15 protein-coding genes are annotated in these 18,558 nt (G+C 44.0%); 5 read left to right on the top strand and 10 right to left on the bottom strand.

Annotation, left to right across the window (positions count from 1 at the left end):
* Nucleotides 1–182 precede the first annotated feature (182 nt).
* The 5 genes from DUN60_RS21655 to DUN60_RS21635 form a co-directional block, all read right to left on the bottom strand.
* Entirely contained in the window at nt 183–1,079 is an 897-nt protein-coding gene (locus DUN60_RS21655) for a sigma-70 family RNA polymerase sigma factor (protein ID WP_114635415.1), read from the bottom strand.
* Between the two features lie 502 nt (nt 1,080–1,581).
* Complete coding sequence (locus tag DUN60_RS21650) at nt 1,582–1,914, bottom strand: Hpt domain-containing protein (protein ID WP_017079133.1); 333 nt, start codon at nt 1,912–1,914, stop codon at nt 1,582–1,584.
* A complete protein-coding gene (locus DUN60_RS21645) occupies nt 1,908–3,497 on the bottom strand; it encodes a response regulator (RefSeq protein WP_114635414.1) in 1,590 nt (529 codons plus the stop codon). Before DUN60_RS21645 ends, DUN60_RS21650 begins: the two co-directional genes overlap by 7 nt.
* Nucleotides 3,498–3,783: 286 nt before the next feature.
* Nucleotides 3,784–5,334: a DHA2 family efflux MFS transporter permease subunit gene (locus tag DUN60_RS21640; protein WP_114635413.1), complete on the bottom strand. Its 1,551-nt coding sequence runs from the start codon at nt 5,332–5,334 to the stop codon at nt 3,784–3,786.
* Between the two features lie 3 nt (nt 5,335–5,337).
* Complete coding sequence (locus DUN60_RS21635; RefSeq protein ID WP_019822141.1) at nt 5,338–6,402, bottom strand: HlyD family secretion protein; 1,065 nt, start codon at nt 6,400–6,402, stop codon at nt 5,338–5,340.
* 128 nt (nt 6,403–6,530) lie between these two features.
* Here DUN60_RS21635 and DUN60_RS21630 point away from each other — a divergent pair, with 128 nt between their 5' ends.
* Nucleotides 6,531–7,433, top strand: coding sequence for a LysR family transcriptional regulator (locus DUN60_RS21630; protein ID WP_017092646.1), 903 nt, complete (start codon nt 6,531–6,533; stop codon nt 7,431–7,433).
* A 72-nt stretch (nt 7,434–7,505) separates the two neighbouring features.
* On the opposite strand, the gene DUN60_RS21625 is transcribed toward DUN60_RS21630, so the two are convergent.
* From DUN60_RS21625 to DUN60_RS21610, 4 genes are all read right to left on the bottom strand, one after another.
* On the bottom strand, nt 7,506–9,956 hold the full coding sequence (locus tag DUN60_RS21625) for a glycoside hydrolase (protein WP_114635412.1): 2,451 nt from the start codon (nt 9,954–9,956) through the stop codon (nt 7,506–7,508).
* 120 nt (nt 9,957–10,076) lie between these two features.
* Nucleotides 10,077–10,895, bottom strand: coding sequence for a DUF2861 family protein (locus tag DUN60_RS21620; RefSeq protein WP_114635411.1), 819 nt, complete (start codon nt 10,893–10,895; stop codon nt 10,077–10,079).
* Entirely contained in the window at nt 10,895–11,542 is a 648-nt protein-coding gene (locus DUN60_RS21615) for a response regulator transcription factor (RefSeq protein WP_054546940.1), read from the bottom strand. Before DUN60_RS21615 ends, DUN60_RS21620 begins: the two co-directional genes overlap by 1 nt.
* Entirely contained in the window at nt 11,520–12,929 is a 1,410-nt protein-coding gene (locus DUN60_RS21610) for an ATP-binding protein (RefSeq protein WP_114635410.1), read from the bottom strand. The genes DUN60_RS21615 and DUN60_RS21610 overlap by 23 nt, the downstream gene beginning before the upstream one ends.
* A 243-nt stretch (nt 12,930–13,172) precedes the next feature.
* Between DUN60_RS21610 and DUN60_RS21605 the strand changes: the two genes are divergently transcribed.
* Nucleotides 13,173–13,706: a YbhB/YbcL family Raf kinase inhibitor-like protein gene (locus DUN60_RS21605; protein WP_114635409.1), complete on the top strand. Its 534-nt coding sequence runs from the start codon at nt 13,173–13,175 to the stop codon at nt 13,704–13,706.
* A 97-nt stretch (nt 13,707–13,803) separates the two neighbouring features.
* Complete coding sequence (locus DUN60_RS21600; RefSeq protein WP_114635408.1) at nt 13,804–14,616, top strand: helix-turn-helix transcriptional regulator; 813 nt, start codon at nt 13,804–13,806, stop codon at nt 14,614–14,616.
* A 14-nt stretch (nt 14,617–14,630) separates the two neighbouring features.
* Here the strand turns inward: DUN60_RS21600 and DUN60_RS21595 are convergent, their stop codons facing one another.
* Nucleotides 14,631–15,824 carry an MFS transporter gene (locus DUN60_RS21595; protein ID WP_114635407.1) on the bottom strand — a complete coding sequence of 398 codons (1,194 nt, stop codon included), beginning with the start codon at nt 15,822–15,824 and terminating at the stop codon, nt 14,631–14,633.
* 133 nt (nt 15,825–15,957) lie between these two features.
* On the opposite strand from DUN60_RS21595, the gene DUN60_RS21590 reads away from it, so the two are divergent.
* Nucleotides 15,958–17,289 carry a D-serine ammonia-lyase gene (locus DUN60_RS21590; RefSeq protein ID WP_114635406.1) on the top strand — a complete coding sequence of 444 codons (1,332 nt, stop codon included), beginning with the start codon at nt 15,958–15,960 and terminating at the stop codon, nt 17,287–17,289.
* A 252-nt stretch (nt 17,290–17,541) separates the two neighbouring features.
* Entirely contained in the window at nt 17,542–18,342 is an 801-nt protein-coding gene (locus DUN60_RS21585; protein ID WP_065206058.1) for a hypothetical protein, read from the top strand.
* Nucleotides 18,343–18,558 lie beyond the last annotated feature (216 nt).

Genomic DNA, 18,558 nt, shown 5'->3' with positions numbered 1-18,558 from the left:
CTTACGATCTTTTTGTTTTTCTACCGAATTAGGTAAACAAAACAGGCAAACAAAAAGGGCAAGCTTTGAGGCTCACCCTTAAGGTCCTTTCTTTAATTAACGTTGTTGCTCTCGATTAACGATGCTTTTGTCTAACGTTATTGTTCTTTCCTGTCGTTATTACTTGTCAATAGGGTTGAGACTTACACCCAACCATCAAATTTGAGTCGTTTTTGAATTCTCTCGACTGCTTCTTTCTGCATTTGTCTAACACGCTCATTAGAAACATTCACATCTTGCATTTGTCCCACCTCAGACAGTGTTTTCACCTTGTTATCAAAGAAACCAAAACGGTGAATGAGAACCTTCTGTAATTTGGGTGGCAGTGTGTTTATGATTTGCTCTAGAGCTTGGGTAAAAGACTGATCTTCACAATCTTTTTGCGGGTCAGGGATATACTCACTTTCACACTGTTCAAGTACTATCGGTGCGTGGCTGATACCAACCGTTGTTGTCACGTCAATAAACCCACTTAACGCCACCAGTTGATCGACGCGTTCGGCCTTAACACCAGAGCTGTCTGACAACTCTGAAATAGAAATCTCTTTACTCATTTTTTTACTTACATCGAGCTTCTTGGACGCGAGGCTATTTATTTCTTTGCATACGTGGGCGGGCAATCGGACAGTACGACCTTTGTTCATCAATGCCGCTTCAATATTCTCTCGAATCCACCATACGGCGTAAGTCGAAAAGCGATAACCGGGTTCGGGGTCGTATTTATCGATTGCTTTGATTAAGCCGATGTTACCTTCCTCGATCAGGTCGAGCAGCGTGAAGTTGTTACCTTTACGTTTTAGGTAACTCTTTGCGATTTTTACAACAAGTCGCAGGTTTGATTCGATCATGATGTCACGTGCTTGCTTGTCACCCGCGCGATTCAATTTTGCGTAATACACCTCATCTTCACGCGACAGCAAATCAATCCCCACAATATCCTTTAGATAGTGAGCATAAGGTTCTGCAGTGGTAGAAAATGATTCTTTAGTGGGTGTGTCATCCGTGAGCCCCTGAAACGCAGCAAAACTGTCATTGTTCATTTCCTTGTCCTTTTTTAGCCGACTGAACGTTTTATTTTTTTATTTTATTATTATGCCACCAAGTGATTAACGCTTGGTTTCATTAGAGTGTAGATAACAGTTTCTTCTTTACCAATAAATAAAATGCAATTTCGTATACTTACGTCACAAAAAGATCTACAAGTATTTAACCATTTTACATCTCATCGAACGTGTCGGTTTTTCATGGGAAACATGAACATGCATAGCTTATAAAGTATGTATTATGCATTGGCGCATGTAGATAAATCGAGTGAATTTATAGGAGCGGGCGGCTATATAATTGATAGGGAAAATGAGGAGAACGTGGCAAGAGTCGAGGTTCCATGTTGCCAAAGTACCTCAGCTCTTTAACCTGTTCAGCTGACATTGTTTGCTGCGTAAAACTATAAAACTATAAAACTATAAAACTATAAAACTATTAGTGGAGACTAAAAGCTGTTACGGAATACTAAAAGTTATTACTAAAAGCTCATTGAATTGACTAATAAGTGCTGAGCACCTCATCGATTTGTTTGTTGATGATCTTCATTTCGCTGTAGATAACAGAAAGATCATCATCTTGAGGTGCAAGCTTATTAAGTGTGTTTTGCTCGACTCTTTCTAAGGCCACGGTGGCGGTTTCTTCGCCGAAGCTGGCTAATATGCCTTTTAATGTGTGCACGGTAAAATGAAGCTTGCCCCAATCCTGTTGCTGTACCAGTTCTTGTATCTCTTCTAATGAATTGCCATGGTCTTCTTGATACACAGACAACACGGCGAAAATCACTTCTTTGTCATTATCTAAGTAGGCATTTAGGGCATCAAAATCTAGCATATAGACTCCTGTCGGCTGTATGTTGAAAATGGGCTGGGCGGCTTAGTAGAAAAACCAGATCTTAATGAATCACTGAGCCATTGGCTCCATCTTGGTGGAAGCTCTAGCTGTGCGAGCTGTTTCAAGTATTCGTGTCTAAGGTTTTCTTCTATATGAGCTTTATGGACTGCATATATATAGTCAAGTTTCGCAGCAATTGAATATGGGTAATTGTGAATGTAGTCCTTTAGTTCTTGGATGGAATCGGAATTTTCGATATTTACACAAGTAGAAGGGTCTACATCTTTTGATTCAAGTTGATGGTTTATTGTCTCCCCTCGAGCTTTTAGGCACTCTGCAACTAAGTGGTACAGGGAGTACTCGCCAAAGTGAGTTAAAAGAGGTAGCAATTGAAGCAATAAGTGAGTGGGTTGGTTGTAAAAGTTATTTGCTAACAGTGTCGAGGCTCGAATCACTTTCTTGTGAGCAACTTGAGGGCTGTTCTCAATGAGTAAAATATTACTTTGAAATAGGGCAAGGCTGGCCAGAACTTGTTGCTGTTGTTTTACCGGAAGTTTGAGATTTACCAACTCTGTGAATTGATTAGCATGTTCCAGCAGAATACGTTTGTACTTTAATTGTGTCTCACGTTGGTAGGTCGCCTTTAGTGAACTGAAGTGAGCGTCAATGGAATGAATAATATCAATGTCGGCAGACGATATATGCGTCGCGTACATCTCACCAAGCTTGATAAGCATAAGAGTGTTGTCGACGTTTTCTGCCAAGTCGATTGCTCTTATCGCACGGTGACTGATGCTAGGCGTCATTTCAAACGCTCTTATGGCCAGTTTAAGTGCGGGCAGTAACATATTATGTTTTTCATAAATGCAGCTTAAACAATCAATAACGTTTAATGACAACGGTTGAGCAATCAGGTAATTGTGGAGCTTTTTTATGGCTAGGTTCGGTTTACCCAAGTTGTCTAGAATTAATGCCTCTGCGACTAATTTGGTCGGGTGCATATTCGTGTTTGAGTTGTTGATTGTGCTTGAAAGCAAATCCCATTCTTTGCCTCCAATTAAGTGCTCAATCAACGTCGCTTCAAACTGAACGCTATTGCCATTCGGGGAGATCGCTAACGCTTGTCTCAATCGTTCCAGATTAGTGATCGGATATAAGTCATTCAGTTGGGTGAGTTTCTTCGAAACGGACACAGCACTTTGAATCTTCTTGCCTAAAGATTGAGTATTGATCGGTTTAGAAACAAAGTGATGTGCTTCGCCAGAAAGGGCAGTCAATACGGTTTCCTGACGCATATCCCCAGAAACAAGAATCGTGGCGACTGTATGATCGATGAGCCTGTTTCGATAGAGGATCCCCAAAAGCTCAAACCCCGTGAAGGATTGCTCTAAGTGGTAGTCAATGAGGAGTACATGAAATGAATGCGTCTCGACCGCCTTGATGGCTTGTCGATAATCGGTCGCAATAAAGATGCAATCATGTGAAATACCCAAGCTCGAGAGTTGCTGCTTAATAAGTATTGTTGCGCTCTTAGAGTCGTCGACAATCAAAACCCGCAGGTCTGTTGGTAAGGTCAAATCCATTTTCCTCAATACCAAATATTATGTTTAATTTAGGTGTCAGGTTGCACATTGTCAAGGTGCCTATATCACATACAAACACTCAATAAACTATTGGTAATTAAAGAGTATTCGATTACATTTATGAAAGCCTTCAAACGCAGGTTACGTTTACCTTATTTTTGTGGGGTTATCCGTGTTTTAGAAATAAAAAAGAGATAAGCCGATAAGCTTACCTCTCTGTTTTCTTACACGATTGTTTATTTGAAATGTAGTCTTTTTTGAAGTTTTACTTACTAAAAAACTAGCGCTAATCACGCATGTTCAAAATCAATATTGCCGCTAGAGCCAAGAACGCCGTCATCATTAAGAACACATCGTTGTAAGCCATGATGGCAGCGTCACGTTGCATTGTACCAAGTAAGCTTGCTTGCGCTTGTTGCATCGCCGTTGCAGCATCACTTCCTGACTGAATGAAAAACGCTTGTTGTTGCTGAAGCGTCTGCCAGCCAAGTTGACTCACAGAAGGTAACGACTCCTTGATGTGTGCCAAGTGCTCACGGGTTTTGTTATCCAATAGCGTAGCGATAATCGCGATGCTGAAAGCACCACCTAGGTTTCGCATCACGTTGGTTAAAGTTGATGCGTCTGGCGTGTCCATTTTACTGATGTTCTTCATGGCAACCAAAGACAGCGGAACCATAATAAATGGGCTACCGATAGCACGCAGAACCATAGACAAAATCAGCTGCTGGCCACCAAAATCGATTGTCATGTGTGTATTTACGTAACAACTGAAACCGAACATCGCGAAGCCAAAGGTCACCAAGTACTTAGGCTTAATGATCTGTGTTAGTTTGGGCACAATTGGAAATATCAGAAGCTGTGGGAAACCCATCCACATTAGCACTTCACCAATTTCCATCGCGTTATATTGCTGAATTTGAGTGAGATACATCGGCAGCACATAGATAGAGCCAAGCAACGCCATCCCCAAAATCAAATAGGCGACACAAGACATAGCAAACTGCCCATCCCGCAATAGCCGCAGGTTAACCAATGGCTTTTTGTGTTGGAGTTCGTTTATCACGAAGTAAACTAAACTCACCGCCGACACGATACTCAAGCCAATAATAAAGCTCGAACTGAACCACTCTTCACGGTTACCTTCTTCTAGTACCACTTCCAAACAACCTAGCCCTAACGCCATGGTCGCGATACCAAACCAGTCCGCTTTTTTTAGCGTGCCAAGGTCGAGCTTTTCATCATCCAAGCCATATCGGATCATGGTGATCACAAGCAAAGCAGGCGGAATATTGATGTAGAAAATATAGTGCCATGAAAAGTTCTCCGTCAGCCAGCCACCAAATGTTGGGCCGATCGATGGAGCAAAGGTCGCGGTTACGCCAAACAGTGCCATACCCACAGCACGCTTGTTAACAGGCAATAACTGAATCACTAACGAGAAAGCAAGCGGGATTAAAGCGCCACCACTGAAGCCTTGCATCGCCCGGAACACGATCATCGAGGTCATGTTCCAAGAGAACGAACACAACAAAGATGAAATGGTGAAAATGGCCGTCGTCCACGTGATATAACGGCGTTTACCGAGCGCTTTAGAAAGCCAACCACTGAGTGGAATAGCAATCATCTCTGCGACTAGATAAGACGTAGAGATCCACGAACTTTCATCTAAGGTGGCAGACAGCGCGCCTTGAATATCTTTGAGAGACGAGTTGGTGATCTGAATATCCAAGATCGCCATAAACGCGCCAATCAAACCGCCAAATAGGGCGATCCAATGGCGTCTAGAAACCACTCCATCATCATTAGTGTGGGTGACAACACCAGCGTTACTCATGATCTAGCCTCGTTTATCGATGGTCGCTACCACAGACAAACCAGGAAGCAATCTACCTTTCAATTCTTGCTGATCTGGAATGGTAATTTTCACCGGTACACGTTGAACGATTTTAGTAAAGTTACCGGTCGCGTTTTCTGGTGGCAGTAGCGCAAACTTGGCGCCAGTCGCAGGAGAGAAACTGTCTACCACGCCTTCAAGTGGTTGTCCCGGGAAGGCATCTAATTCAACTTCTACGGATTGACCTTTATGAATGCCGCTTAACTGTGTCTCTTTGAAATTAGCTTCGATCCACACTTGGTTGTTTGGTACCAAACTCATAAGTGGCGCGCCGGCTTGAATCAACAGACCTTCTCGCACGCTGCGTTTGCCAATTACACCATCTGCTGGCGCGTAAACTTTGGTGTAATCAAGGTTAAGTTGTGCTTGATCTCTTTGTGCTTGAGCTTCAGTCACGGATGCGTTTGCTTGTTCGATTTCACTCGCAATCACGATTAGCTGATCATTACTTGCGACGAGGTTTGCTTTTGCTTCTTCAAGTTCTGCTTGGGTGACTTTTTGTTGTGCGACCATGCTGTCGACTTCATCTTGCGAAGCATAGTTGCGCTTTAATAAGCTGCGAGAACGCACGACTTGTTGGATTGCACGCTCGTATTCAGCTTGTGCGGAATCAACACGGCTCTCGGCTTGATTTATTTGGCTACGTTGTAACGTTTGTTGAGCGATAAGGTTGTGTACGCTTGATTGAACGACGCTTAAATGCGCATTCGCCTGAGCAAGTGCAGATTGGTAATCACGATCATCAATTTGAACCAACAAGTCACCTTGTTTAACCGATTGGTTATCACTCACGTAAGACTTAACAATATAACCTGACACCTTCGGGCTTATATTCGTGATGTCGCCTTGTAGGTAGGCATTGTCGGTAGATTCAAAGTATTGGCCATAGCCGTACCAATATCCGGCACCAGCAAGACCTAATGACAGCATGATCGCAGTAGCAATAAGCGGGGCTTTTTTACGTTTTTTTGTGCTTACTGATTGCGAAGCGTTGTTGTTCTCTGTCATTTTTTATTTCTCATTTTGTTTTTATTTAGATGTAACGAATTGTAAATGAATTCGATTGATTGATAAGATAGGAAAAAAGGGAAACACTGTTGCAAAAATCTTACTAATATAGCTTTGGGAGAAGTACGATGGACTTAAATGCTGTGACTGTTTTTACACAAGTTGTTGATTGTGGGAGTTTCACGCACGCAGCTGAAGCGTTGAACATGACCAAGTCGACCGTCAGCCGAAAGCTTGACGAGCTAGAGCAGCATCTAGGTGTGAGGTTGATCACCCGTTCGACACGAAGTTTAGTTTTAACGCCAGAGGGTGAGCGCTTTTATCAGTCGAGCATGCAGATGCAAGAGATCATGAACCAAGCTGAGTTAGAGGTTTCTGCCAATCAGGATTTGATCCGAGGGCAGTTGAATGTTGTGTTGCCTGTCGAATTGGGACATCAAGTATTAGCCACATACATCCACAGTTTCCTAAAAGAGCACCCAAACGTGACTTTGAACTTAGAACTGTCGAATCGAGAAGTCGACATCATTGCTGAGGGGATCGATCTTTACGCGCAAATTGGTGAGCTGGTGGATTCGAGCTTGGTTTCTCGCTACCTCACAACATCGAAGCGTGTATTGGTAGCCAGCCCTGAGTATTTAGAACAGTTCGGTGAAATCTCTTCACCCGATGACCTTAAGCCTCCATTTAGGATGATTGAAGTGGTGAACAAGGCGGCACGTCTACCTAAGTGGCATTTGCAATTAGAAGGCGGTGAGTCGATTTTGATCGATCTGCCGTGTCAGTTGCGAGTGAATACCATCACGGCATGCCTAACAGCGTGTGTGGATGGGCTCGGCTTGGCGGTGCTTCCTGAATTCATTTGTCGTGAGCACTTCAAGACAGGGAAGCTGATTCGTTTGTTACCTGAGTATGAGATGCCAGAAGTTTCAGTAAGCCTAGTGTATGCAGACAGACAGTTGATGCCGAAACGTAAAAAGGTCTTTATCGACTATCTACTGACTGCCTTTCAAAATAGGAAGCAAAAGTAACGGGGATAACCTTAGCGGGTAAATAAGTGCTTAGGCTTCCTATTAATCGTTTTTGCCTAAACCGTATCGAAGCTAATGATAAGTTGACTGCCAATCGACGACTTGTCCATTCGCCAATATAGCTTTGACCGACAGGGCCGCAATATCAACGTTATCGTGACGAAAGGTCTTGTTGGAGAAGTTGGCAATGATCTTACTCCCGTCACTGAACTCGGTTTGTTGAACATCTCCGTTCTTATCTAACCAGTCGAAATCGACCAACTGTTTATCCCATAACTGTTCGTGCATCGGTTCAAAGCCATTTTGATAGTTTTTCAATGCTCTGATTCTCGGGCTTGAACTTGATAAAGCTTCATCTCTGGTCAAGTGAACCATCGGTGGCGTGTTATACAGCATGGCGCTTAAGTCACGATTTGCTTGTATATTGGTGAACTTAAGGCTGTCTGAGTGCCAATGGTGCGTATTGATTACTTCATCATGGAAAACGGCTTGGTAAAGCGGAATTCGATATTGTGGCGAAAACAGTAGCGACTTGTAGGGCTCTTTAACCTCGGAGGGTTTAAAGAAGAAGTCAGGCTTGTGGTCTGGGTACCAACGACCTAAGTAATAGGGAGATCGGCGGTTCTCTTTCATGTCTTTATCTGTCCAACCAAAACCAACCGTTTCTAAGCCGTGCGCAAACGCGATGCCTTTTGTTGTTAGGCTGTTGCCGTCTTCAGATCCTAATACTAACGATGGTTGCTCGCTTAGCCACTGCATTCGGTTGTTGAAGGCAGAAAGCATATCCGATTCGTTTGTATCGCCATTACCATTGCTGTTGCTATGACTCTTGCTATGACTGTCTATAGAGCCGCTGTAATCCTCACGTGCCATGGCGGTTGCATCAACATCTAAGAACAAGCTGTTGAAGTTGCCGAATTTCATAATGTCTTGAGCGCGCTGCTTTACGTAATCTAAATGGCAATTCGGATTAAGATAGAATCCGTTACCTCGAAACCCTTTTTTTAGGCTGCCATCCGCTAGTTCAATGGCACAACTTTGACGCATTGGCTCTGGTAATTGAGCGGTTAGCCAGTTGTCGTTCAGCTTCGCAGGAATGGCTGTGTTGTAGGAGTCATAGGTGCCGACCAGATATCCTGACTGTTTTGCCAGACCCACAGCGTTAGGTTGATAGAATGCTGGCATCCAATTATCAAATCCGAGCCAAAGTTTGTTTAAGCCTGCCTTATTTAGATTGGTTACCATGTCTGAAGACAACGCTTGTCCCCAAGTGTCTGACGAGTTTAGGTAAGGGGAAGCGTGCTCTAGCAACCAGTTCTTCTTATTCTGCGCTGCCACGTATTGAGCTTTAATCGTGTTGTTTTCGAGTGTCGGATTACCGACTGAAAATAACACCTGCAACGACTGGCTAATAGAGTCCAACAATAACTGTTTGTGGTACTGACTGAACCAATCTTTACCCTTGGAGAGTGATGAAAGCTCTCTTTTTGCTTCCTTGGAAACGTTGAGTTTTGAGCCCTTTAGATACCAGCTTTTCAATCCCCACCAGTCGCTTACATCTTGGACGCTTAGTGGATCTTTGCCAAACAAATAAACGTGGCTCGCGCCGATCAACTTACTCACATCTGGATTGCGCTTTTGCTTTGCTACAAGTGTTTCAGACTGGTCATTATTGATGCGCCAATCTCGGTATTGTTTGGCACCATCTAACCACGAGTCTCCGAGGGTGATACGAACAATAAAAGGCTGTGACTGATTGAGCATCGTAAATTGGTGTGATGCCTTCATATCAATTTTGGTCTTTGTATTTGAGGAAGCATTAGAGGATGCATCTGAAAAGAGCAGTTGATTGTTGGTTGCATTAATCATCTGATAGCTAATGAAGTGGTCGTTCTGTTGTGCTGTCCAAAAAGGCATCTTTAGGTCTTGAGTGGTGTTGCTTCCAGAATGGTTGTCGACTAGGTAACTACCCCAAAGCTTGTTATTTGTAGGTACACGCATGCCTTCGCTAAAAGGAAGAAATAGGGTCTGAGTTTGTTGTTCTGCAAGATCAAACCACGCCAACTCTACGGGCTGGTTACGTTTCACCTGTATATTTGAAGGGAAGCTGAACTGAAAAGTGAGTTGATCTTGATTTAGTTCTGCCTCAATGTTTATCCCACTAGGTACTAAGGTCCAAGTTGCGGTCTTTGCTGAGTTAGTTTTATTGGAAAGACCAATGACTAGATTGGTCGCTTTCTGTGGTTGGCTATCAACGGTGAGAGCGCCGCTGTTAACGCTTAAGCCGTTCCAATCTATCTCTAAAGTATTCGATGAAATAGAGACTGTATTGTTAGTGGCGATGTTAGCGTTGTCGCGAATACTGCTGTCGCTAATGCTATTTCCGCTAACGCTGCTGTTGCTGGTGCTAATAGTGGTTAGCGTTATTTGGCTCGCTTGTGTATTGGATGAAAACAGACAAGCTGTTGTTAAAGCTACAATGGCACAAGTAGAAAGATTGAGTGGGTGACGTACGCTGAGCATATCTAGATTCCGTAAAGGGTAAGTACGGTAATTACACCCAAGTAGCGTTAGTGCTTTGTCACCTATATGTCTCTATTTTCTGCATTACCTAGTTTCTCATCTTCTTCTGAAAGCATTCCATTAGAAAGGCACCGCGACACGCTGCACATATTGGACTTCAATCGTACCTTGGTATTCAAACATTTCAACCGAAGCACTCAAGTGTTTGGCATTAGTCCCTAGTGGGCTTTCTGTGGGAACGGGTGCTTGCGCTGTCTTGATTGGCACTTTGTAGCCTAACAGGTTGTAGTTCTCATCGAACCATTGCCAACTCACATTGGCGTTAGGGCAGTTGTCGATCACCTTCGGTGGCGTGATCACGATATGTGGTTCGCTGAGTTTACTTTCGAGTGTTAACCATCGCTTGCTGTTGTCTAAAGCGACAACAATAGGATAGTGGTTCGAACCTATCCTTAGTTGATAAACACCAGATTCGGGTTTGATAAACATTTCACTAGTCTCAATCTCTTGATACTCATTGTTAGAAGCGAGTTGTCCATCGAGAAGGATCTTACCTCTTGGGGAAACTAGAGAGATAGGTTGTGTTTGGATTTTCATGTCTTCACTGAGTTGTTCTGCAGCGACTTTGATTTGATAACCTTGCGATGACAGGCCGTAGCGTCGAATGAAGCTAACTTGAATGTGATGTTTCGTCTCAATGTCTTGTCTTAGTGAAGTTCCGCATTGAGTTTGGCTCAGTATCTCTTGTTTAACTGGCAACCAAAGCTCGCTATCAAGTGTTTGTTGATTGAGTGCGATTTGAAGCTCTTGCCACGCGACTTGAGGTTGTTCATCAAGCAGAGATTGATACGTATGTTGTAATGGCGTGTTGGTAAACCAAGCGGCGTGACACGCAAACGGCAAAGCGCAGATCAATGCGATTAACGAAGTGACTCTCATTATGATTCCCCAGCTAAGCGGTAACCAACGCCGCGATGTGTTTCGATCTTTAGGGTTGGCAGCTTCTGGCGCAAGCGCAGTATGTGATTATCCACGGTTCGGGTACTTGGAAAGGCTTGATAACCCCAAATCTTATTGAGTAACTCATCACGATGAAACACACGACTTTGGTTCTGAACAAACAAGACCAATAACTGGAACTCTTTAGGTTTTAACGTGATCGGGCTTTCATCCAAATAAGCGATTCGTTCCGACAAGTTGATTTGGATATTTGCGTAATTTAAGTGGCTCACCCCTAACGGACGAAGTTGGGTAATGACTCGAGCAAGCAACTCCTCGTTCGAGAAAGGTTTAGTGACGTAATCTTTGGCTCCTGCCATTAAGCCTTCTACGCGTTGTTGGACTTCCACTTTAGCCGTTAACACAATCACTGGTAGGGCTTTGAGCAGTAACCAATTCGGCAAATGTCGCAAGCTGTCACCGTCTTCGAGTTGTCGATCCAGTATCACTAGATCGGCTCGGAACCATTGCTTACTGGCACTCTCTGAATCCTTCGCCCAAAGGCATTGGTAACCATTGGACTCAAAGAAGCTGACGAGGCCCTGCCCAAGTAGATGGTCGTCTTCAATCAGCAGTAGGGTGTTCATAAGCTATTTCCAAAATACATCGGGTTGGGTTACGAAGAATAATGAGGCGGCCATTCGCTTGTTTCATCAAGTGTTCGACAATTGTGAGGCCAATGCCCATGTTGTCTTGTCTGTGATTGATATTCGGTGTTGCTCGAGATACAAACCGTTGCAGAAAAGAAGGGAAGTGACCTTCGTCTTGCACCTCAATCCTGAGCCTATCAGCGAGTTCTACCTTGACCAAAACCTCACCTATACCGTGTTGTTTAGCGTTCTTAATCAAGTTATCTAAGCAGATGGTTAGCCAGTAATACGGTAGGTTAAGTTCAGCACCACTTGAATCACATTGATACTCGATATTGTGCTTTTCACATACATGATCGAGCCACTCTACTAAAGATGCGTTTTGCTTTAACAAAGGCTCCGATTGATCCGCACTTAGGTACACTTTACTGTTTTCGGTGAGCTGAGAGAGCCTTTGATAGTCGGATATTAAACGCCAAACCGCATTTTGAGTTTCATCAGAAAAGTCATCGTAGCGATTTCTAAACATCTCGACGGTTAAGCCTAGGCTAGTAATTGGCGTGCGCAGTTCATGAGTAAGAAGCTGTAAAACGAACTGCCTCTCTTTTCGTTGTTTTGTTCTTAGGTATAAGACTCTACCGAGTCCGGAAATCAACGTTAACAGCAATGTAAAGATCAAGGTTTTCATGATCAGATTGTCATTGCTAGGCTCGCTTAAGCACACGTTGCTGTAACGAAAAGTACAGGTTTCACCCGTCAAAGATACCTCTTGCCGCTCTGCAATAGGTTGCCAAACATCTAAGGGAATGGCTTTCCAGCCTTGCTCGCCACTTAACCAAAGCACATCGTCCTGTTGCCAAGCTCGGTATCCACTGAGCAGTGCTTCTCTGCCTTGTGCACTTAGGTTTTCTAGCTTGTTATATAAAGGGTGCTGAGGGTTGGTAAGACTCAAAAATGGGCGTATCTGCTCGCTCACATCTGGGTAAGCTACTAAATAACGATCAGCAAAACTGCCACCTGCAGGGTGTCGTTTGGAGTGTGCTGCAAACCAAATGGAATCCAATGTTTGTTGCTGACACAAAGCGAGCTCAAACTCGATGGCGTCATCTAATGAAGGGTTATTGCTTTCAATCGCTCGGCAGTGATCTTGTATTGACGCTAACGCTGCGATGTCGTCCCAACTGAATTGGTTGAAATCAGGATAGCGGCTACGTTCATGAAGCAGAACTTTCGGATACTGAGCCAACTCTTGTTGAGATACTAGGATTGGGGATGATTGCCAGCTCAGTTGATACAGGGTTTGCCACTTGTCTTGCAAACTTTGGGCATTGGCTAGAGTTGGGAGCCAAAAGATCAAGCCAAGGGCTAAGGTAAACCTGCGCATCCAATCATTCTCGTTAAAAGTCGTGGGGCGAGTCTAAAGAGTTTTGGACGTGATTTGTAACCTGAATGTCAACAAGTGTTCCTTTAACAACAAATTGTCGAGTGGGTCATGTTTTAAAATAATAAATTAAAAATACAGTAAGTATCATTTGAATGGATTAAACTAGATAGTTGTGTACTTATTGTCATTATTGAACGAATGGAGGGGACTATACTGGGTTCATACCTAATCAGAGGAACCACCATGAAAACACTCATTAAATCAGTATTGGCACTTAGTATCTTAACAGCTGGCTCGGCTCAGGCATTCGAATTAACGAGTAATGATATTCAAGAAGGTCACCCAATGGCGAAGACGTTTGAATATTCAAGTTGGGGTTGTAACGGCGAGAACTTGTCACCGCAGTTGATGTGGAAAGATGCTCCAGCAGGAACCAAAAGCTTTGCAATCACGGCTTATGATCCAGATGCTCCGACTGAAAGTGGTTTCTGGCACTGGGTCGCGTTTGATATTCCAGCAACAGTGAGCGAGCTCCCTCGTGGTGTCGACATCTCTAAAGTGGGTGGCAAAGAAGGCCGCATAGATTATGGAACGGTAGGTTTCGGTGGCGCTTGTCCTCCTGAAAAAGATGGCATGCACCGCTACCAGTTCACGGTTTGGGCATTGCCAACGGATAAGCTCAACCTAGACGAAAACACGCCGTCGGCTGTGGTTGGATTCACGTTGAACAGCATGGCTTTAGACAAAGCGAAACTGACTACAACTTACACACGTTAATAGCTTTATACACGTTAATAATTGACACACGCTAATAAAGCGACCAGTTATTGATGCGATAGCTGGTCGTTGATAATAAGTAAACAAGGGGGATGAGATGAATCATCAATATCAAGTGACGATCTTTCGCGCAGAGCAGTTACAAAAGCTTCGTAATGTGAGGATTCTATCTCCTAGTATCATTCAGATCATTACAGGCAGTAAGCGCCTGTTTTGGAAAGATTCAGCGGCAGAACTCTCACATTCTGAGCTGCTGTTGTGTGAGGCATCAGCGTCATTAAGTTTTGAGAATATGCCTCACAAAGGACGTTTCTTGTCGCGAGTATTCAGCTTTCAATTCCAACCTTCTCAAGGGATGCTTGATTTAAGTGAGGAACGCTCGAATGATCTGGGGCTGCCTACAGTACAAGCGGACCGAAGCTTACAAGATTCACTCAATGCTCTGTTTTCGTTCGATAGACAGAGCATGAGCAAAGAGACCCAACAGTTTTGGTTGCAGGGCTTATACCAGCAATTAGCCGAAAAAGGGGTATTGCATCGATTGTTTGCCAGTGCCAACGTTTCGTTTAGCCAAAAGCTCAGCCATTATCTTTCACATGCACCAGGTGAGAAGCATCCATTGGAGTCGGTGGCGGAGCGCTTTGCGATGAGCCGTGCCACGCTAATCCGAAAGCTCAAACTGGAAGGTATGCAATATCGTGAGGTACTGGCTGCAGTTCGCTTGAGTCATGCGCTTTATCTGATGCAAAACGGGCAGCAGAATGTGGCGGTGTTGGCTCAGTCTTGCGGTTACCAATCGGAGGGGCGTTTTAGTCAGCGCTTTAAAGGGAAGTTTGGTTTGTCGCCAAGCGAATACATCAAAACCGTCGTCAGCAATACAGTCGCGAGCAATAAAGTCGCGACGCCATAACTAATCTGTTTGTCCTAAACGCTCACTTTTTTGTCTCGTGCTGCCAATGCCGCGAAAATCGTGCACGCAAAAGCAACAGATGCGATCAGCAGAATGGGAACACTCCAAGAATCGGTTTGAGCATGAAGCTTACCCACCAGCGTTGGGCCTGTTGCTGCTAAAGCATAACCAATTCCTTGCGCCATACCCGACAGCGATGCGGCTTGGCTGCTATTCGATGTTCTCAGGCCAACAAAAGAGAGCGCGATAATAAACGTAGAGCAGTTGGCTAATCCAAAGAGTCCCACCCAAAAGATCGCAAACTCAGGCAAATACAGCAGCCCAATTAATCCAATGAATACACTCGAAGTACAAAGCGTAATGAGCCATTGTTGGTTATCGCTTTTACCTAAGAACGGCAGTAACAGCAATCCCGGAACCATAGTCGAAAATTGTAGAAATCCATAAATATAGCCCGCGTCGATTTCGCTGTAGCCAAGGTCGTTCAAGATCTGTGGAAGCCAGCCTGCCAAAGAATAGAAGGTAAATGAGTTAAGCCCAAGAGCTAGTGTCACTTGCCATGCAACGCCACTCTTGATCATCTTCTTCATCGGAATCGGCTTTTCTTGATGCTTGTTATTGGTTGCTGAAGAAGAGCGCTTTCTGATCTTAGGCAACCAAATCATCAAAGCTAATATTGGGAATATTAGGTTCATTAACAGTGCTAATTTCCAACCCGTAATCGTGAATAAGGTTATATTTGAAAACGGCACCATCAAACTTGAGCCTAACGTCGAACCGATGCCCATCGTAAAAATGTACAAAGAAGTGACTGTCGCAATACGAGTAGGGAAGCTAATTTTCACTACTACGGGCAACAACACATTACCAATCGCGATACCAAGTCCAATCATTACTGTGCCGATGTATAACGTCGGAATTGCTCCAAAAGAGCGCAGTGTAATACCCGTAGTGATCAAAACTAAGCCTAAGAGCAAGCTTGGTTCTAGACCAATTCGTTCGGATATCTTGGTGACTAATGGTGAAAATAAGGCAAAAGTTAACAGTGGCAAAGCTGTTAAGAAGCCAGCAGCCGACGACGTAAGGTTGAGGCCTTCCATAACCTGAGAAAGCACAGGAGCCAAGCTCGTAAAAGGCCCTCGAAGGTTAAGTGCTAGGAATAGAATCCCTAACATGACGAAAATGCTATTACGAAGAGAGGCGCTCATAGGTTGTTCTACTGTTTGCTTATGAGAAGAAAAGCTAGCCTACAGGTCATTGAATGATTACACAAATACCGTTTAAATAGGTTTACTAATGATTGAACCTGCGCAGTACGCGCTTTACCAGAGAAGGTCACCCATGACTGAATTGAATGTCGATAAACTCATCTCAGATTTCCCATTACTTCAACAATTGATTGCATTGGAAGAAGTGGTTTGGTTTAACCCAAATGTGACGACTCTGGAGCGCGGTTTACCTTATGTGGGATTGGGCGAACAAGATATTCATGATGCGAGTTTGAGGTTACAAAGGTTTGCCCCTTATCTAGCCAAGGCGTTTCCTGAAACTAAAGTGACCAATGGCATCATCGAGTCTGAACTTATCGATATTCCTTCGATGAAATTAGCGTTAGAAGCCCATTATAAGCAGCCAATAAAAGGGCGTTTGATGATGAAAAAAGACAGTCATTTACCGATTTCAGGTTCAATCAAAGCGCGCGGAGGTATTTATGAAGTACTAACGCATGCCGAGAAGCTTGCGATTGAAGCCGGGTTACTGTGTGAGAGCGATGACTACAGCAAGTTGCTCGAACCTGAGTTTCGTAACTTCTTCCAACAATACAGCATTGCAGTAGGTTCAACGGGTAACCTAGGCATGTCGATCGGTATCATGAGTGCCAAATTGGGCTTTACGGTCTCTGTTCACATGTCGGCTGATGCAAGAGCGTGGAAGAAAAATAAACTGCGAGAGCACGGTGTTAACGTGGTCGAGTATCAACAAGATTATGGCGTTGCAGTAGAACAAGGACGTAAAGAAGCGGAACAAGACCCACGCTGTTTCTTTATTGATGATGAAAACTCGCAAACCCTGTTCCTTGGTTACTCTGTGGCTGGAGAAAGGCTTAAGAAGCAATTCGAGCAACAGGGTATTGTGGTTAATGAACAGCATCCTTTGTTTGTTTACTTGCCATGTGGGGTAGGTGGTGGCCCCGGTGGTGTTGCATTTGGATTGAAGATGGCTTTTGGTGATCACGTGCACTGTATTTTTGCTGAGCCGACTCATTCGCCTTGCATGTTGCTCGGTGTTCACTCGGGTTTGCATGATGAGATCGCAGTGCAAGATCTGGGTATTGATAACCTCACCGCCGCAGACGGTTTAGCGGTGGGTCGTGCTTCTGGCTTTGTTGGTCGCGCGATGGAGCGCTTGCTTGATGGTTATTACACATTAACCGATGAACGCATGTATCAATTGTTAGGCGAACTGAACCAAGCAGAGGGGATTCAACTTGAGCCTTCAGCACTCGCGGGTATGCCGGGTGCGATTCATGTTGAGCAAAATAGCGAATACCTTGCTCGTCTACAAATTGATGAGTCGACGCTAGCGAATGCAACGCATCTTGTGTGGGCGACTGGCGGAGGCATGGTGCCGAAAGAAGAAATGGCCGCTTACTTGGAAAAATTGTCGGTTTAGCCCTAAAGCGTTTATAAGCTCGCTGTTTGTTGATGCTTAGCTGTTAAATATAAGCATTTAAAAAGATAAGTCATGATAGAAGAGTGTTGTTTATCGGTTGAACGCACTCTTTGTTACTCCTAAATCCAGTCGTTATTCAAACAATAACTTGCGCAGATCGTTATCCGAAACACATATTTTATAAATTAGGCTTCTTAGATGTTCTAACTATCAGTTAGGTTGAGTGGCATTCAACTTGATAGGGATTTAGCAATGCAAACGGATAAAGTGATGCAGACAAGACACATAAATACACCAGAAAAATTACTCCAGCGTTTAGATGCGATTGGGGAGTCTTTGGAAGCATCGGGTAAGGCTCATGCTTTACTGGGATTGGGCTCCGTAGGTATTGAAACGGAGCGACTTGATCAGTATTCAGATGTCGATTTTTTCGCGATAGTACAAACGGGGCATAAGCAGTATTTCTTAGACTGCTTGCATTGGCTATCTGATATTCACCCAATCGACTACGCGGTGAGAAACACCGTCGATGGCTATAAAGTCTTATACGCTGACGGAATCTTTTGCGAATTTGCGGTGTTTGAATCCCATGAGTTAGCGCATATTCCATTTGCTGAAGGGCGCATTGTTTGGCAGCAACCTGAATTTGATACGCAGTGTTGTGTTCCACCAGTAAAAGGGGAGGCACACACTAACTCCCAAGAGTGGATCATTGGTGAGGCACTAACCAATCTTTATGTCGGCATGTCTCGTTATAACCGAGGCGAAAAGCTGTCGGGCAGTCGGTTCGTTCAATCTTACGCACTTGATCGTTTGATCGATCTTGTGGATCAAACTGAACATTCTGAGCCTGAATTCGTTGATGAATTTATGTCGGATAGAAGGCTAGAAACACGCTTTCCTAAGTTTGCTCAATTGCTACCAACCTTTACACAAGGTTACGAGCGCACGGCTGAATCGGCACTTGCCCAATTAGAATTTCTCAACACCCACTTCACGGTCAATCAAGCCATGTGTGACCGAATTACTGAACTGTGTTCCGGTAAAGATTAAGCCTATAACCTGTTAATCTTAAGACCTATTTTCCTGGTGCGCGTAAATAACAGTTGTCGCTCGTCTGTATTGTTGATAGGTTTTAACCATGAAATTTAATTCTGCTTCAACTTCAATTTTCTTTTGGTGGTGCTCTAAATAGAGCAGCACGGAATACTTACATTCTTTAGCTGCTGGACGGTAGCTAAGAATGTCATAAAAAATGTCGCCTCTTTT

This window comes from Vibrio splendidus (genome assembly GCF_003345295.1).
Taxonomy (GTDB): Bacteria; Pseudomonadota; Gammaproteobacteria; order Enterobacterales; family Vibrionaceae; genus Vibrio; species Vibrio splendidus_K.
The sequence above is the reverse complement of the archived record's forward strand: the minus strand, read 5'-3'. Positions and strand labels throughout refer to the sequence as shown.

Excerpts from the sequence above, each read along its gene's own strand:
- DUN60_RS21655 (WP_114635415.1), bottom strand. The coding sequence starts at position 1,079 with ATGAACAATGACAGTTTTGCTGCGTTTCAGGGGCTCACGGATGACACA.
- DUN60_RS21650 (WP_017079133.1), bottom strand. The coding sequence starts at position 1,914 with ATGCTAGATTTTGATGCCCTAAATGCCTACTTAGATAATGACAAAGAA.
- DUN60_RS21645 (WP_114635414.1), bottom strand. The coding sequence starts at position 3,497 with ATGGATTTGACCTTACCAACAGACCTGCGGGTTTTGATTGTCGACGAC.
- DUN60_RS21640 (WP_114635413.1), bottom strand. The coding sequence starts at position 5,334 with ATGAGTAACGCTGGTGTTGTCACCCACACTAATGATGATGGAGTGGTT.
- DUN60_RS21635 (WP_019822141.1), bottom strand. The coding sequence starts at position 6,402 with ATGACAGAGAACAACAACGCTTCGCAATCAGTAAGCACAAAAAAACGT.
- DUN60_RS21630 (WP_017092646.1), top strand. The coding sequence starts at position 6,531 with ATGGACTTAAATGCTGTGACTGTTTTTACACAAGTTGTTGATTGTGGG.
- DUN60_RS21625 (WP_114635412.1), bottom strand. The coding sequence starts at position 9,956 with ATGCTCAGCGTACGTCACCCACTCAATCTTTCTACTTGTGCCATTGTA.
- DUN60_RS21620 (WP_114635411.1), bottom strand. The coding sequence starts at position 10,895 with ATGAGAGTCACTTCGTTAATCGCATTGATCTGCGCTTTGCCGTTTGCG.
- DUN60_RS21615 (WP_054546940.1), bottom strand. The coding sequence starts at position 11,542 with ATGAACACCCTACTGCTGATTGAAGACGACCATCTACTTGGGCAGGGC.
- DUN60_RS21610 (WP_114635410.1), bottom strand. The coding sequence starts at position 12,929 with ATGCGCAGGTTTACCTTAGCCCTTGGCTTGATCTTTTGGCTCCCAACT.
- DUN60_RS21605 (WP_114635409.1), top strand. The coding sequence starts at position 13,173 with ATGAAAACACTCATTAAATCAGTATTGGCACTTAGTATCTTAACAGCT.
- DUN60_RS21600 (WP_114635408.1), top strand. The coding sequence starts at position 13,804 with ATGAATCATCAATATCAAGTGACGATCTTTCGCGCAGAGCAGTTACAA.
- DUN60_RS21595 (WP_114635407.1), bottom strand. The coding sequence starts at position 15,824 with ATGAGCGCCTCTCTTCGTAATAGCATTTTCGTCATGTTAGGGATTCTA.
- DUN60_RS21590 (WP_114635406.1), top strand. The coding sequence starts at position 15,958 with ATGACTGAATTGAATGTCGATAAACTCATCTCAGATTTCCCATTACTT.
- DUN60_RS21585 (WP_065206058.1), top strand. The coding sequence starts at position 17,542 with ATGCAAACGGATAAAGTGATGCAGACAAGACACATAAATACACCAGAA.